Source organism: Streptomyces sp. AC558_RSS880, from assembly GCF_019049255.1.
In the GTDB taxonomy this organism is placed as follows: Bacteria; Actinomycetota; Actinomycetes; order Streptomycetales; family Streptomycetaceae; genus Streptomyces.
The window spans coordinates 96,229-108,163 of record NZ_JAGMUJ010000030.1 but is presented as its reverse complement, the minus strand read 5'-3'; the positions used below and the strand labels follow the sequence as shown (position 1 = coordinate 108,163).

Annotated in this window: 20 protein-coding genes, 1 other RNA gene and 1 pseudogene; 2 read left to right on the top strand and 20 right to left on the bottom strand. The window is 68.4% G+C overall.

Features of this window, described 5'->3' with window-relative positions; translation table 11 throughout:
- Window positions 1-13 precede the first annotated feature (13 nt).
- Window positions 14-958, bottom strand: coding sequence for a LysR substrate-binding domain-containing protein (locus KUM38_RS12500; protein WP_217129405.1), 945 nt, complete (start codon window positions 956-958; stop codon window positions 14-16).
- A gap of 133 nt (window positions 959-1,091) precedes the next feature.
- On the opposite strand from KUM38_RS12500, the pseudogene KUM38_RS12495 reads away from it, so the two are divergent.
- Together KUM38_RS12495 and KUM38_RS12490 are read left to right on the top strand one after the other, a co-directional pair.
- Window positions 1,092-1,229 (top strand): annotated as a pseudogene (locus KUM38_RS12495) (redoxin domain-containing protein); the annotation flags it as partial.
- 81 nt (window positions 1,230-1,310) lie between these two features.
- On the top strand, window positions 1,311-2,897 hold the full coding sequence (locus KUM38_RS12490) for a recombinase family protein (protein ID WP_217129403.1): 1,587 nt from the start codon (window positions 1,311-1,313) through the stop codon (window positions 2,895-2,897).
- 17 nt (window positions 2,898-2,914) lie between these two features.
- Here KUM38_RS12490 and KUM38_RS42895 read toward each other — a convergent pair whose 3' ends face one another.
- The 19 genes from KUM38_RS42895 to KUM38_RS12400 all read right to left on the bottom strand — a co-directional run bounded on the left by KUM38_RS42895 (window position 2,915) and on the right by KUM38_RS12400 (window position 11,854).
- Window positions 2,915-3,046: a hypothetical protein gene (locus tag KUM38_RS42895; protein WP_302181206.1), complete on the bottom strand. Its 132-nt coding sequence runs from the start codon at window positions 3,044-3,046 to the stop codon at window positions 2,915-2,917.
- Window positions 3,043-3,789 carry an FAD-dependent thymidylate synthase gene (thyX, locus tag KUM38_RS12485; RefSeq protein ID WP_217129402.1) on the bottom strand — a complete coding sequence of 249 codons (747 nt, stop codon included), beginning with the start codon at window positions 3,787-3,789 and terminating at the stop codon, window positions 3,043-3,045. Before thyX ends, KUM38_RS42895 begins: the two co-directional genes overlap by 4 nt.
- An 8-nt stretch (window positions 3,790-3,797) precedes the next feature.
- On the bottom strand, window positions 3,798-4,040 hold the full coding sequence (locus tag KUM38_RS12480; protein WP_217129401.1) for a hypothetical protein: 243 nt from the start codon (window positions 4,038-4,040) through the stop codon (window positions 3,798-3,800).
- A gap of 21 nt (window positions 4,041-4,061) precedes the next feature.
- The gene (locus KUM38_RS12475) at window positions 4,062-4,313 is read right to left on the bottom strand and encodes a hypothetical protein (RefSeq protein ID WP_217129400.1); all 252 of its coding nucleotides are present in this window, start codon (window positions 4,311-4,313) and stop codon (window positions 4,062-4,064) included.
- 19 nt (window positions 4,314-4,332) lie between these two features.
- Entirely contained in the window at window positions 4,333-4,764 is a 432-nt protein-coding gene (locus KUM38_RS12470; protein WP_217129399.1) for a hypothetical protein, read from the bottom strand.
- Between the two features lie 29 nt (window positions 4,765-4,793).
- Complete coding sequence (locus tag KUM38_RS12465) at window positions 4,794-5,360, bottom strand: hypothetical protein (RefSeq protein ID WP_217129398.1); 567 nt, start codon at window positions 5,358-5,360, stop codon at window positions 4,794-4,796.
- A 377-nt stretch (window positions 5,361-5,737) separates the two neighbouring features.
- Window positions 5,738-6,484, bottom strand: coding sequence for a hypothetical protein (locus tag KUM38_RS12460; protein ID WP_217129397.1), 747 nt, complete (start codon window positions 6,482-6,484; stop codon window positions 5,738-5,740).
- 89 nt (window positions 6,485-6,573) lie between these two features.
- A complete protein-coding gene (locus tag KUM38_RS12455) occupies window positions 6,574-6,900 on the bottom strand; it encodes a hypothetical protein (protein ID WP_217129396.1) in 327 nt (108 codons plus the stop codon).
- Window positions 6,901-6,922: 22 nt separating this feature from the next.
- Window positions 6,923-7,504, bottom strand: a complete 582-nt coding sequence (locus tag KUM38_RS12450; protein WP_217129395.1) for a hypothetical protein — start codon at window positions 7,502-7,504, stop codon at window positions 6,923-6,925.
- Window positions 7,505-7,581: 77 nt separating this feature from the next.
- Window positions 7,582-7,998, bottom strand: coding sequence for a hypothetical protein (locus KUM38_RS12445; RefSeq protein ID WP_217129394.1), 417 nt, complete (start codon window positions 7,996-7,998; stop codon window positions 7,582-7,584).
- 36 nt (window positions 7,999-8,034) lie between these two features.
- The gene (locus tag KUM38_RS12440; protein WP_217129393.1) at window positions 8,035-8,346 is read right to left on the bottom strand and encodes a hypothetical protein; all 312 of its coding nucleotides are present in this window, start codon (window positions 8,344-8,346) and stop codon (window positions 8,035-8,037) included.
- On the bottom strand, window positions 8,346-8,621 hold the full coding sequence (locus tag KUM38_RS12435) for a hypothetical protein (RefSeq protein ID WP_217129392.1): 276 nt from the start codon (window positions 8,619-8,621) through the stop codon (window positions 8,346-8,348). Before KUM38_RS12435 ends, KUM38_RS12440 begins: the two co-directional genes overlap by 1 nt.
- Window positions 8,622-8,636: 15 nt before the next feature.
- Window positions 8,637-8,969: a hypothetical protein gene (locus KUM38_RS12430; protein ID WP_217129391.1), complete on the bottom strand. Its 333-nt coding sequence runs from the start codon at window positions 8,967-8,969 to the stop codon at window positions 8,637-8,639.
- A gap of 77 nt (window positions 8,970-9,046) precedes the next feature.
- Window positions 9,047-9,334 (bottom strand): hypothetical protein, encoded by a 288-nt coding sequence (locus tag KUM38_RS12425; RefSeq protein ID WP_217129390.1) that lies wholly within the window; start codon window positions 9,332-9,334, stop codon window positions 9,047-9,049.
- Window positions 9,335-9,407: 73 nt separating this feature from the next.
- A complete protein-coding gene (locus tag KUM38_RS12420) occupies window positions 9,408-10,139 on the bottom strand; it encodes a DUF2786 domain-containing protein (RefSeq protein ID WP_217129389.1) in 732 nt (243 codons plus the stop codon).
- A gap of 136 nt (window positions 10,140-10,275) precedes the next feature.
- A complete protein-coding gene (locus KUM38_RS12415; protein ID WP_217129388.1) occupies window positions 10,276-10,521 on the bottom strand; it encodes a hypothetical protein in 246 nt (81 codons plus the stop codon).
- A gap of 74 nt (window positions 10,522-10,595) precedes the next feature.
- Window positions 10,596-11,057 (bottom strand): hypothetical protein, encoded by a 462-nt coding sequence (locus KUM38_RS12410; protein ID WP_217129387.1) that lies wholly within the window; start codon window positions 11,055-11,057, stop codon window positions 10,596-10,598.
- 30 nt (window positions 11,058-11,087) lie between these two features.
- Window positions 11,088-11,152: hammerhead ribozyme type II (locus KUM38_RS12405), an RNA gene on the bottom strand.
- A gap of 63 nt (window positions 11,153-11,215) precedes the next feature.
- Complete coding sequence (locus KUM38_RS12400; RefSeq protein ID WP_217129386.1) at window positions 11,216-11,854, bottom strand: hypothetical protein; 639 nt, start codon at window positions 11,852-11,854, stop codon at window positions 11,216-11,218.
- Between the last annotated feature and the right edge of the window lie 81 nt (window positions 11,855-11,935).

Below are 11,935 nucleotides of genomic sequence, written 5' to 3'. Positions count from 1 at the left end.
GATGGTGGGGCGCTCAGCTCCCCACCATCCGTACCGGAAGGTCCCGCATCGCCGCGCGCAGGGCCGATGCCAGTTCCCTGTGCTCCGCCGCCCTCACCGTGCCCGTGCGCATGGCGAGGGCGATGCGGCGGGAGGGGGCCGGGTCGGCGAAGCAGGCGGTGAGCAGCCGGTTGGAGCGGGCGGTCTCGACCTGGACGGCGGTGCGCGGCAGCAGGGTCACCCCGAGGCCGCCCGCGACCAGCTGGACGAGCGTGGCCAGTCCGGCCGCCGTCGTCGTGGCCGGGACGTCGGCCCGCCCGGCCTCCCGGCAGATGTCCAGGGCCTGGTCGCGCAGGCAGTGGCCCTCGTCGAGCAGCAGCAGGTTCAGCTCGCGCAGCACCGCGCGGGGGATGCCCTCCCGGCCGCCGAGCCGGTGGCCGAGCGGGGTGACCAGGACGAAGTCCTCGTCGAAGAGGGGGATCTCGGTCACGCCGGGGACGCCGAGGGGCACGGCGAGCAGCAGCAGGTCGAGCCGGCCGCCGGCCAGTCCGTCCAGCAGGCTCGCGGTCTGCTCCTCGTGCACCTGGAGGTCGAGGAGCGGATAGCGGCCGCGGACCAGCCGCAGGACCGTCGGCAGCAGATAGGGCGCGACGGTCGGGATCACGCCGAGCCGCAGCACCCCGGTGAACGGCGCCCGCAGCGCGTCCGCCTCCTCCATCAGCGCGCCGATCTCCCCGAGGACGGCCTTGGCGCGGACGGCGAGCCGCTCACCGGCCGGTGAGAGCAGCACCTTGCGCGTCGTGCGTTCCACGAGGGTGACGCCGAGTGTCTCCTCCAGCGCCGACACGGCGCCCGACAGCGCCGGCTGGCTCATCCCGATCGCCGCGGCGGCGTCCCGGAAGTGCAGATGCTCGGCCACCGCGGCGAACGCGCGGAGCTGAGCGAAGCTGGGCTGTCTGCGCCTCTTGCCCACGGTCACTGATAGCTACCTCCGATCAACACGACCGAGTGTAGCTATTTCACTAATCAATACGCGGTGTGCCAACATCAACAAGGTCCAACCCATGAGAAACACCCGCAATTGGGGTGTTTCTTCGCTGCAAGGAGAGCCTGTGCTCACTGTCGGTGACAAGTTCCCCGAGTTCGAACTGACCGCCTGCGTCTCGCTGGAGAAGGGCAAGGAGTTCGAGACGATCGACCACAAGACCTACGAGGGCAAGTGGAAGATCGTGTTCGCATGGCCCAAGGACACTGTTTAACCCACCTGCGGAACAGATGGTTCCACATGGGATAATTGGTCCTCGCGCATAGCTCGTAGGCCGCTGACCAGCATGGACACCTGCGTCAGCGCGCAGCGAGCAAGGGAGTACCACTTGATACCCGTCGGCATGTACCGGCGCGTGTCCGAGGACAAGGCCATGAAGGGCCGGGTCTCGACATGGCGTGAGGTCGAGGAACAGGTCAAGGAACAGGAAGACGCGATACGCGCCCTGGCGGCCGTCCTCCCCGACGACGTGACGATCGTCCGCGACTACTGCGACAACAACACGCCCGCCTCGGACCCGTTCATCGTCCGTGACGACTTCGAGCGGATGCTGAAAGACCTTGAAGCTGGGGTCATTCGCGGCATCCTCTTCCTTCACTCGGACCGGCTCGCCCGCCTCGTCTACGACGCGGCCCGCGTGTGTCGGGTCTTCGAGATGAACCCCGAGTACATCGGTTTGAGCGTCGAGGGTGGCGTGAACCTCGCGACCGTCGAGGGTCGGGGCATGTTCGTCATGCAGGCCACCGTGGGCAACATGGAGATCGGCAACACGCGTCGCCGCGTCGTTCGCACGAACCGCCGTGTCGCCGAGAAGGGCGTGATGCACGGGGCGCCCCGCCCGTTCGGCTGGGACGAGGACCGGCGCACCCTGCACGACGTTGAGAGCAAGATGATTCGCGAGGCGATCCTCGCCATCCCTGGCGGGTACAAGATCGCCGACTTCAAGCGGGCCTTGACCGAGTACGGCTACGTGCCGAAGGAGACGAAGCGCTCCCGCGAGGGCGTCCGCGTCATCCAGCACACGGCCGCCGAGCAGATCCTCATGAGCCCGCGCGTCGCCGGTATCCGCTTCCATGTGCCCGAGGCGCTCCGGAAGCAGGCAGAGGGGCGCCTGTGGCTGCCGGACTTCATCGTCTACAAGGGCGGCGAGCCGGTCCGGGGCGACTGGGAGGCCCCCTGTTCGCCGGACGAGTGGCAAGCCGCGGTGGACGAGATCAAGCGGCGCAAGGAGGCGAACAAGGAGGGCCTCCCCAGCGGGAAGCACGACACGACGGCGGCCTACTTCCTGTCCGGCATCGCGCGGTGCGGGAAGTGCTCGTCGCCGATGTGGTCCAACCCCTACACGAAGGGAACCAGCGCCTACGAGAAGTGGGGCTTCCGGTACGCCTGCCTGTCGAATCAAGGCGGCTGCGGCGGGGTGACGCGCGTGGGGCCGCCGATTGACGAGCTGGTCGAGACCGCCTTCCTGCTGGAGACGCGGGCGACGCTCGGCGAGGACGTGGCGAAGGCTGACGCCATCGACGAGACGGTCCACGATAAGCGGCTCGACGAGATCGCCCAGGAGATCGCCGACGTGAACGAGCGGCGGCGCGAGAAGCGGATCTCGACCTCGGCGGCCCTGGACATGATCGAGGAGCTGGAAGGCGAGCGGGAGAAGCTCACCTCGAAGCGGGGACAGCTCGCCCTTCAGAAGCGCAAGCGGGCGATGCTCACGCCGGACGCTCTCGCGGACTGGGAGGGCCTGACGATGACGGAGAAGCGCACGCGGCTGAAGGCTGCCGTGCGAGCCGTGATCGTGCATCCCGCCGGCAGGGGAAAGCGGTTCGATCCGGAGCTGATCGAGATCGTCTGGCAGAAGAACCAGGCGGCGTAACGGGGAAGCCCCCCTCCCTACGCGGGGAGAGGGGCTTCTCTCTTGGCGGGCCGCAGCCCCCAGACCTTCATGACGTACTGCTTATGGGCCTCGTCGCGTACCGGCGCCTTGGCCAACTCGCGCTTGAGCCACTCCTCCTTCGTCATCAAGGGGCGACCCTCCCGTTCGCCTCGAAGGCGGCATGAGTGACCGGCATGAGGTCGGCGAAGATCGCCTCGGCCTTCTCGGCGCACATCTCGATCTCGCGCTGAGGGTGGGAGACGAAGGCGGCGTCCTCGCGGTGGGTACGGAGGCTGAGGAAGTTCATCAGGCCGCGAGGGTTCATGGTGACGTACATCGAGCTGTAGATGCCGACCGGCAGGGCGGCGCGGGCGATCTCGCGGGCGACGCCGGCAGACAGCATTCGCTCGTACGCCTCGTAGGCGGCCTCGTAGGCGGCGAGGAGAGAGACATCCACGATGGCGAGCTGTTCGGCGGTGCCGGGCTCGAAGCGGTAGGCGCCCGCCTTGCCCACCTGGACGAGGTTGCGCTCGGCGGCCGGGAGGTAGAAGGAGGGCCGAAGCTCGCGGTAGCGGGCAGACTCCTCGTTGTACGAGGCGATGCGGTGGCGCTGCCACTCGCGGAAGACGAAGATCGGAGCCTCGACGAACAGGGTCAAGCCGCCGTGTTCGAAGGGGCTGCCGTGCCGCTCGCGCATGAGGTAGCCGATCAGGCCCGCGTCGCGGTCCGTGTCCTCGCCGGGCTTGCCGAGGAAGGACTTGTGGGTCTGGCCGACCGTGGAGACGCGGGCGGCTCGCACGACGGCCTTGTCCGAGACGTTGTGGTCGACGAGCTGCACGGTCATGTCGGAGCGGAGGTTGAGGGGGGTCACGGCAGATTCCTTCGGTCTCATGTTTACAGTCAGGCGGCGTGGTGGGCGGTGTGCTCCTCGTAGGAGCGGCGGGACTGCTTGGTCAGGTGCCACATGCCGAACTCGCACTCATAGGCGCGGTTCTCGCGGCTGATGGGGCCGCGCCCCCGGATCGTTTGGGCCTGTCGGTCGCGCTTGGCCTGGGCCCGGCCGAGGGCCTTCTCGGCGGAGCGCTTGTCGGGGAAGGCGCGCTTGTCGGAGCAGTCGCAGGTGTGGAAGTCGACGGTCTTCATGGGGGTTCTCCTTCGGGCTGGTTACGGGCGGGGCTTTGCGACGAGGCCCTTGCGTTGGGCCATGCGCATGTAGGTGAGGACGGTCTGACGCTGGACTCCGAGGTAGTCGGCGAGGTGACGGGCGGGGTTGAGTACGCCGTCGATCTCGGCCTGTACGTAGTGGGTGGCGAGGCGTACGAGGAAGGCGTCGGTGACGTGGTATCCCTCGCGGAGGGTTCGCAGCTCGGCGATCTCGGCTTCGGTCATCTGCGGGGCGCGGAGTGCGTCGGTCATGGGGGTATCCGTTCTGGGTTCACTTCGCCCGGAACTTGTCGCACGGGCAGGTGGGGAGTTGGCAGGCGCCTCTGCCGGCGCTTGCTGCGGAGTGGGTGAAGGGTGCGTGTCCGCATTCGGGGTGGAAGCAGTAGCCCTTCCACCCCTTCTTGCCGTCCACGTTGGCCAACATCACTCCGGGGCTGTGGAGTTGGACGAGGCGGCCTGTGCCTCCGAACGCCATCTTCGAGGCGAAGGTCTTGATCTCCGCTTCGCTGCCGAACGGACCGAAGTTCAGGCCGCGGTGACCGTCCGCCCATGTGTGAACGAGGGCGATCAGGTCGCGCATTTGGAGGATCGAGGCGATCTCCTTGATCAGGGCTTTCGCCATCTGGTCGGCGCTCTCGAAGGTGGGGTCCTCCAGGAGCGCCTTGACCGCCTCGACCTCTTCCTTCCGGGGGGTCAGTCGCATGGATCAACCTTAACACCCCGGTCTCATGTTTACATGGTGAGCGGGATGAGCTGCATCACACGGTCGTGAAGCTGGGCCACGGGCCCGTCGTTGCGGATCACGTCGTCGAAGAGGTACCCGGCGAGGGCGTTCTCGCTGACGTGGTCCGCCTCGCGGATGAGCGTCTGGCCGGGGCGCTCGATGGCGATGACCAGGCCGCCACGGTCGCGGATCGCTTCCGCCTCGTTGGGGAAGCGCACGTCGGTGATGACGGTCGGGGTGTCCCAGGACTCGAAGTCGTGGAACAGGGCATCGACCCACACGTCCTCGCCGAGAACCTTCCGGCCGCCCTCGGTGCCGAGTCGCTGTTGGTAGCCCCGCACGACGGGATACATGTCCTTCACGTCCTCCCAGCCGTAGCTGTCGACCTCGTACCGCAGGGTGGTGGCCCCCTCCTTGTACTCGGGCTCGATCAGTACGGGGTCGAGGGCGTACAGCACCTCGCGCACCTTGTCCGCGAAGGCTCGGCGGGTCCAGCCCATGTCGAGGAGGGCCTGAGCTGCGGTGTCCTTGCCCGAGCGTGCGGCGCCGGCAAGACCTATCAGGGGAGCGGTCATCTGTCTGTCTCTCTTTCGTTCCGGTCAGCCTTCGCGGCTGTCGATCAGTCGGTACAGGCCAGGGGCGGTGACGCTGCCCTCGCATACGTCGCAGTCGCAGTCGTGCAGGCAGATCCCGCATGTGGACTCGTCGCAGTAGGGGTCGGGCCCGTGCCAGTTGTGGGAGGGGTCGGGGTCGGGGCAACCCCAGGCTTCACAGCGCCGGTCCTTGGCCCACGTCGGATAGACGATGTGCTCGCGGCGGCTGAGGAATCCGTGAACGAGCGGGCGGCCAGGGCAGTTGAAGCGGGAGCGGTCAGCGGTGTCCTGCCCCGTGAAGGCCGCCCGGCATCGGGTGCACTGAAGGCGGCCTTCGGGGCGCTTGCGCAGGTGGTGCTTCACTCAGCAGCCGGGGCGCCGAACGCAGGGACGGGAGCGCCAAGTGTCCACGTCGGCTTGGACTTCGGGGCGGCGTCCTCGATGGCGGTTGCGAAGGACCACTCGCCTTCCATGAGGCTGCGGCGCATCTGAAGCTCGGCGTGGCGGCCCTGGAGTTCGCGGAGCATCCGGTCGACCTCCCGGTACTCGTCCCGGAGCTTGGCCGTGCGCTTGGCGCGCAGCTCGCGGGCGAGCGCGGCGGCCTTCGCGTGGACGAGGGCGGCGTCCTCCTGGTGGACTTTGACGAGGGCCTGGATCAGCTCGCGCGTCTTGTCGCGGGTGCCCCTCGGCGCCGGGTAGTCGTCGATGCCGCCCTCCCTGCGGCGCACGGAGAAGTTCCAATCCATCTCGCGCTTCGTGTAGACGTGCACGCCTTCGGCCAGGGTCGACCCCCAGACTTCGAGGTCGCCCTCGCAGTCGACGTAGTGGGCCCGGCCGTACCCGACATAGAAGCCGGACGGGAGGAACTCCCACGCGTTCTCGTTGGCTCCGTTCGTGTGCCAGGTGACGAGCGGCTCGTCGTACTTCGGCGTGATCCGGACCGTCCCGCGGATTCGGGGACCGGTCACCCGGTAGGCGGTCACCCACGGCCGGTCGGTGGTCGCCCACGGCTTGTCGTTGGGCTCCTCGGCCAGGCGCTCGAAGTAGACGGTCCCGAAGGACAGGCCGACGTGCCCGGCGTACTCGAAGGTCGCGTTCTCGTTCATGGTGTCTCTGCTCTCTCGCGAGGGGGCCGCCCCTGCCCTCTCCCTGTGTGGACGGGGGCGGCCGTGATGGTGGGTCGTGCGGGGGGTGGTCAGTCGCCGTAGCACTGCGAGACGGGGATGCCCTCGCCTCGGGCGTGGCGGATGCAGCTCTCGGCGCACTCGGTGAAGAACGCGAGGGCCTTCTCGGCGCCCTCGGCCACGGTGCCGGCGGATTCGTAGCGGGAGTTCTGCATGCGGAGCAGCTCGTCGCCGAACATCAGGTAGAGACCTTCGCCGCTCCAGAAGATCCGGCCGCCCCCGCGGGGGTTGTTCGTGTTCTGCTCGTGGAAGACCGCGTCTCCGGTGATGCCGCGCTCGATGCGGACTCGGACCGTGGCGCCGTCCGAGAGGGTCATGCGGTCGGTGTAGGGCTTCATGTCGGGTTCCTCTCTGGGGTGATCAGGCGGCCTGAACGGCGTTGCGGGCGGCGTAGAAGTCGAGGGCCTCGCGGGCCTGGGAGCGGGCATAGGTGCGGCCGTAGAAGCCGAAGCAGGAGTCGACGTGCTCCCACGTCTGCATGTGCTCGTCCTCGTCGTCGTCGCGGGTCCAGTCGGCGCGCTCCTCGACCACGAACCCCCACACGTCGCCCGAGGCCCACGCCTCGTACTCCTCCATTTCGGCTTCGATGTAGCCCTCGGTCAGGAGTCCGGCGTCGAGGGCGACCGCCTCTTCGCCGGTCATGTACCAGAGGGAGCGGGGGCCGCCGGTCGGGGAGGACTCCAGCACGATTCCGCCGTGGAAGATCGAGACGTAGCGGGTGAAGATGTCGATGCCAGTCCAGCGGTTCCACTTCAGGCGCTCCCACATCTCGGCGAGCGGGCCGCCGTCCATGTCGACGGGGTGGTACTGCCCGCCGTGGGTGTCGATGGTGATGACGTGGGCGAGTGTCTCCGCGTCGTGGCGGGGGTTCTCGGCGTGCTCGTCGTGGACCAGGCGCACGCGGAAGCGGCCGTCTTCGGTGGTGGCGAGAACGTCGGACATGTGAGTCTCCTTCGAGGCGTCGGGGGTGGGCCGCCCCGGCTCTCCCTGTGTGCAGGGGCGGCCCGTGAGTGGGTGGGTCAGGCAGCGAGGGCCGCGACGGCGGCGCGAGCGTCCTTGTCCCAGTCGGGGAGGGCGAGGCCAAGTTCGATGTAGCGGGCGGCGCGGGCCTGGGCGCGACTGGGCCCGGAGAACTTGCAGCCCTTGTGCCGGCGGGGCGGGGCGGGGTTCTTGCCCGTGCGCTCTCGCATGTGGCTGGGGTAGGGCTCGATGTCGACGGCGCAGAGGAGGCAGCGCAGGGCCCATCGGTGCTCGCTGCCGGGGTAGCCCTGGTGGACGCCCGCGCATCGGGTGCGGGTGCAGCCTTCCGGCTCGTCGACCGGAGTAGCTCGGAGGGCGTAGCCGAGTTCGAGCACGCGCGGCCATACGGCGGCGAGGGAGTCGCGGTTTCGCTTGTTGTCGGGCAGGAAGGAGGAGAGGAACGGTCCGGCGGTCATGTGTCCTTGCCTTTCGGGGAGTTGAGGGGGGCCGAGTTACTCGGCTTCGTCCTCGTCGAAGTGCTCACAGCACGTGCAAAGGGGGTCTTCCTTGATCAGGAAGGAGTCGATCGTTTCCCCGGCTCGGGCTCCGGTTGCGGGGTCGTCGCGCCAGGTGTAGAAGGCGAAGACGGTGAACTCGGCCCAGTTCTCGGGGCAGCGCCAGCGGTAAACGGCGTGACCTGCCTGGATGCCGGGGAATTCCGTGACCCACAAGGCGATCAAGGTGCTCCACGTGTCGTAGTGGAGGGCAAAGCGGTACTCGTCGTTTCGGCCGGGGACGATGTGGTGCTTGGTGATGGTGGTCATCAGGCGGCCTCGTCCGAGTCGGCCTCGTCGGCGATCTCGTCGAGCACGGCGTCGCAGTGACGCTGGAGGATTCCGAACGCGACTTCGTGGGAGCTGTAGGCGTCGGCCATGATCCGGAGGATTCGGCCGTAGTTGCCGAGGAAGCGGAGGTACACGTCGATGGGGAGGGACTGCGCCTCGCGCATGTCCGACTCGATCTGCGCCTTCTCGGCGGCGTAGTCCTCACCGACCACGGACTTCGTGCGGTAGGGGGTGCGGTAGGGCTGGGTGGTCATGTTGCAGTCCTTCGGTCAGGAGTGGTCGGGGAAGCGGAGGCCCGCACGGGCCGCGTAGAGGAGTTCGTCGACCGCTTCGAGGAAGGAGCGCAGCGAGTCGTGCTCGCACCAGGAGCCGGGCTCGTCCTCGAAGTAGGCGTCGAGGGCCTCGCGTGCCCACTCGGCGGTGACGGCAGGGTCGGCGACGATCACGAGAGTGCCGGCGACGTTGACCGCCCACACGTCGGAGCCGTCGAGGCTGATGTCGCGGGGGGCGAGTTCGTGGGCCTGGCGGCCGTCGCACTGGAAGAGGCCATCCGGCCGAAGGCCGTAGCGGGCGCCGCATTCACCGCAGCGGATCGAGTCCATCGGGGTTGTAGCCTTTCGGTAGGGCCGCCCCTCCCCTCTCCCTGTGGGGAGAGGCGGCCTCTTGCGTGGGGTGGGGGTCAGTCCTTCGAGAGGCTCGCGAGGATCTCCAACAGCTCGCCTACGGCCGCGTACTCGCTCGGGCTGACGTAGCGCCACTCCTCCTCGGGGAGCATCTCGACCGGCAGGGCGTAGACGAGCCGGGCCGCCGTCTGGGCGAGGTTCAGCAGGGTGTACGACTCCTGGGTGCCGGGGTCGTGGCCCTCCCGTCCCTTCTCGACCTCTCGGGCGATCGCGAGGACTTCGCGGGCGGATTCCTTGATCCGGTCGAGACCGATCGACTCGGGCTGTTCGATGGTGGGGAACATGTCTGCCTCTCTGGGCTGATCGGGGGCCGCCCCCCGCTCTCCCTGTGTGCAGGGGGCGGCCGGTGAAGGTGTGTCAGGCGCTCAGCGCGCGGCGTCGCTGACCGACGCGGGTCTGGCCGAGGTCGGCACGGTTGGCCGCCTCCCGTCCCGCGTCGAGGCCGCTTCCGCGACGACGCGCGGAGCCCGTAGGCGTGACGGCGTTCGGGTAGGCCGCCGCGAAGCGGGCCTCGACCACGGCCTTGCGGTCCGCGAGGACCAGCTCTGTGGAACGGCCGGAAGCGGCTGCCGGGGCTTCCTGCTGGGCGCGGGCCTCGATCTCCCGGAGGCGCTCGTCGATGCGGACGATGAACCCGGCGGCCCACGCCTTCCGGTAGGTGACCAGGCTTTCCCCACGCGCGGGGCGGCCCTGGCGCATGCCGTTGAACATTTGGAGCAGGAGCGAGGTGAACAGCAGCTCCACCCGGTCGAGGTCGGACTCGTACCCGAAGATGTGGACCTCGGTCCGGCCTCGACCAACGCGCCTCTTGATGCTGGTGCAGTGGAGAGCGTCGGCCACGTAGCCGAGGAGGTACAGGCGGTCGGTGGTGTAGCTGCCCTCGACGGTGATCACGCGGTCGCCAGGCCGGTCGGCGTTCGGGTCGGTGGCGGCGAGCATCGCGCGCTCGATCCCGTACTTCGCCATCAGCTCGGCGGCCTTGCCGAAGTACACCTCGGCCTCTTCCGGCGTGGTGGCCGAGTCCTCCGCCTTCGCGAGGAGAGCGCGGATCTTGGCGAGCTTGCCGTCTTCAGGCATGGGGGTAGCCATGTCGGAACCTTTCGGGGGTTCGATGCGGGCTGGCATCGTCAGAGGGGAGGTACCGCCTCCCACTGACGCCCTCCCGTTGCGCCCGAACCGGGGGCGCAAGGGACTACAGGGCGTTTCGCCTTTGCATCCGGTGAGGTCAGGCGGCGAGCAGCTCCCAGCCGTCGAGGATGTGGCCGATGGCCGCCCCGTCGATGTGGGCCTTCGCTGCCGCCTCGCGCTCCTCGTACGTCGGCAGGTCGAAGTTCATGACCACCTGCTCGCGGGGGCTGACCTCCAAGGGCTCGAAGAACCCTGCGATCACCACGTCACCGATCCGGAGGAGGAGAGAGATTGCGCCGCAGTCGGGGGCGAAGAAGGCGATCTGGTCGTCGGGCTTGATCATGATGTGGCTCGCTTTCGTGAAGGGTGGGCCTCCCCGCTCTCCCTGTGTGCAGGGAGGCCCGAGGGGGGGAGGGGTCAGACGGTCGCGGCGCGCACGGCGTCGCGTACGGCGGTGAGTGCGGTCTTCAGCTCGGCGAACTTCGCCGCGTTCTTCTCGGCGCGGTCCCGCTCCCAGACCCAGATGTCGCGGTACACCTCGTCGTCGGAGTCGCCTTCCAGGAGCTTTCGGGCCCGGTCGTACTCGACCAGCTCGTACGCCTCGCGGCGGACCACCGCTCCCAGGAGCGCTTCCCAGTGGGTTTCGATCAGCTCGGCGTCGTCCATGAACCGCCACGAGACGGCGTGGTGCAGTCCGGCCGCGTGATCGGCTCGCTGGTGGTACTCCTTGGCCATGTGCGCCAGGCCCCTGTTCTCGTACTTGCGGGCCATGAGCCGGAACTCTTGGCGGTCGTAGCCGAGGGCGAGGCAGTAGTGCGCGCTGTGCGAGAGCAGGGTGCCGGCGGCAGCCTTCACCGCGGATTCGACCTGGGGGTCCATGTGTCCTCACGTTCGTGTGTTGGGGGTCGACGCTGGCTGGCATCGTCAGAGGGGAGGTACCGCCTCCCGCTGACGCCCCGAGGGGCGTTTCGCCTTTGCGTGTTGGGGGCCGCCCCTCCCCGAGAGGGGGAGGTCAGGGAGGGACGGCAGTCGAGGGGTCAGGCTCGGCGGAGGTCGCTGTTCGAGGTGACCTCCTGCACAGAGATCCCGTGCTCGTGCATCACGCCGCAGTCGTCGCCCTCGCAGTAGCCGGACTCGGCGCACTCGCGGCGGAGTTCGGCCGCGTGCATCTCGGCGCAGCCCTGGGCGTACTGCCAGGCCGACCACAGGGAGGTGAAGCGGGACTCCGCGTCGCGCTCGTATCCCTCGCGCTGGGTCACCAGGACTCGGCCGGTCGCCTGCGCTTCGACCTCCCAGAGGCCCACCAGGTCGCCGTTCTCACGCCAGACCCGGACCTCGTGGTTCGGCTCGCACTCGCCCTCGAAGGTGCACCCGGAGCCGTCGCAGTAGCCGGTGAAGCAGTGCCACGAGTTGGCCGGGTCGCAGTCCTCGTTGCGACAGGACTCGCACTCGTGGGCGTTCATGATGTGCATCCCGCAGCACTCGCAGTCATGCGCGCCTCGGATGATCTCTCGGGACTCGTCTTCGAGCAGGTCCCAGCCCTCGGGGATGAACTCCCACACGTCGTCGGGTTCGTCGTCGAGGTAGTGGTCGATGTACGTCGTCTCGCCTTCGGCGTCCTCGACGATCAGCATCAGGTACCAGCGGGCAGCGGACGGGGCGACGATCGTAGACATGTGTCCTCGCATTCGAGAGAGGGGCCGCCCCTGCCCTCTCCCTGTGTGGGAAGGGGCGGCCGGGTCAATGTTTACACGGGG

Excerpts from the sequence above, each read along its gene's own strand:
- KUM38_RS12490 (WP_217129403.1), top strand. The coding sequence starts at position 1,311 with ATGGACACCTGCGTCAGCGCGCAGCGAGCAAGGGAGTACCACTTGATA.
- thyX (WP_217129402.1), bottom strand. The coding sequence starts at position 3,789 with ATGAGACCGAAGGAATCTGCCGTGACCCCCCTCAACCTCCGCTCCGAC.
- KUM38_RS12480 (WP_217129401.1), bottom strand. The coding sequence starts at position 4,040 with ATGAAGACCGTCGACTTCCACACCTGCGACTGCTCCGACAAGCGCGCC.
- KUM38_RS12475 (WP_217129400.1), bottom strand. The coding sequence starts at position 4,313 with ATGACCGACGCACTCCGCGCCCCGCAGATGACCGAAGCCGAGATCGCC.
- KUM38_RS12470 (WP_217129399.1), bottom strand. The coding sequence starts at position 4,764 with ATGCGACTGACCCCCCGGAAGGAAGAGGTCGAGGCGGTCAAGGCGCTC.
- KUM38_RS12465 (WP_217129398.1), bottom strand. The coding sequence starts at position 5,360 with ATGACCGCTCCCCTGATAGGTCTTGCCGGCGCCGCACGCTCGGGCAAG.
- KUM38_RS12460 (WP_217129397.1), bottom strand. The coding sequence starts at position 6,484 with ATGAACGAGAACGCGACCTTCGAGTACGCCGGGCACGTCGGCCTGTCC.
- KUM38_RS12455 (WP_217129396.1), bottom strand. The coding sequence starts at position 6,900 with ATGAAGCCCTACACCGACCGCATGACCCTCTCGGACGGCGCCACGGTC.
- KUM38_RS12450 (WP_217129395.1), bottom strand. The coding sequence starts at position 7,504 with ATGTCCGACGTTCTCGCCACCACCGAAGACGGCCGCTTCCGCGTGCGC.
- KUM38_RS12445 (WP_217129394.1), bottom strand. The coding sequence starts at position 7,998 with ATGACCGCCGGACCGTTCCTCTCCTCCTTCCTGCCCGACAACAAGCGA.
- KUM38_RS12440 (WP_217129393.1), bottom strand. The coding sequence starts at position 8,346 with ATGACCACCATCACCAAGCACCACATCGTCCCCGGCCGAAACGACGAG.
- KUM38_RS12435 (WP_217129392.1), bottom strand. The coding sequence starts at position 8,621 with ATGACCACCCAGCCCTACCGCACCCCCTACCGCACGAAGTCCGTGGTC.
- KUM38_RS12430 (WP_217129391.1), bottom strand. The coding sequence starts at position 8,969 with ATGGACTCGATCCGCTGCGGTGAATGCGGCGCCCGCTACGGCCTTCGG.
- KUM38_RS12425 (WP_217129390.1), bottom strand. The coding sequence starts at position 9,334 with ATGTTCCCCACCATCGAACAGCCCGAGTCGATCGGTCTCGACCGGATC.
- KUM38_RS12420 (WP_217129389.1), bottom strand. The coding sequence starts at position 10,139 with ATGGCTACCCCCATGCCTGAAGACGGCAAGCTCGCCAAGATCCGCGCT.
- KUM38_RS12415 (WP_217129388.1), bottom strand. The coding sequence starts at position 10,521 with ATGATCAAGCCCGACGACCAGATCGCCTTCTTCGCCCCCGACTGCGGC.
- KUM38_RS12410 (WP_217129387.1), bottom strand. The coding sequence starts at position 11,057 with ATGGACCCCCAGGTCGAATCCGCGGTGAAGGCTGCCGCCGGCACCCTG.
- KUM38_RS12400 (WP_217129386.1), bottom strand. The coding sequence starts at position 11,854 with ATGTCTACGATCGTCGCCCCGTCCGCTGCCCGCTGGTACCTGATGCTG.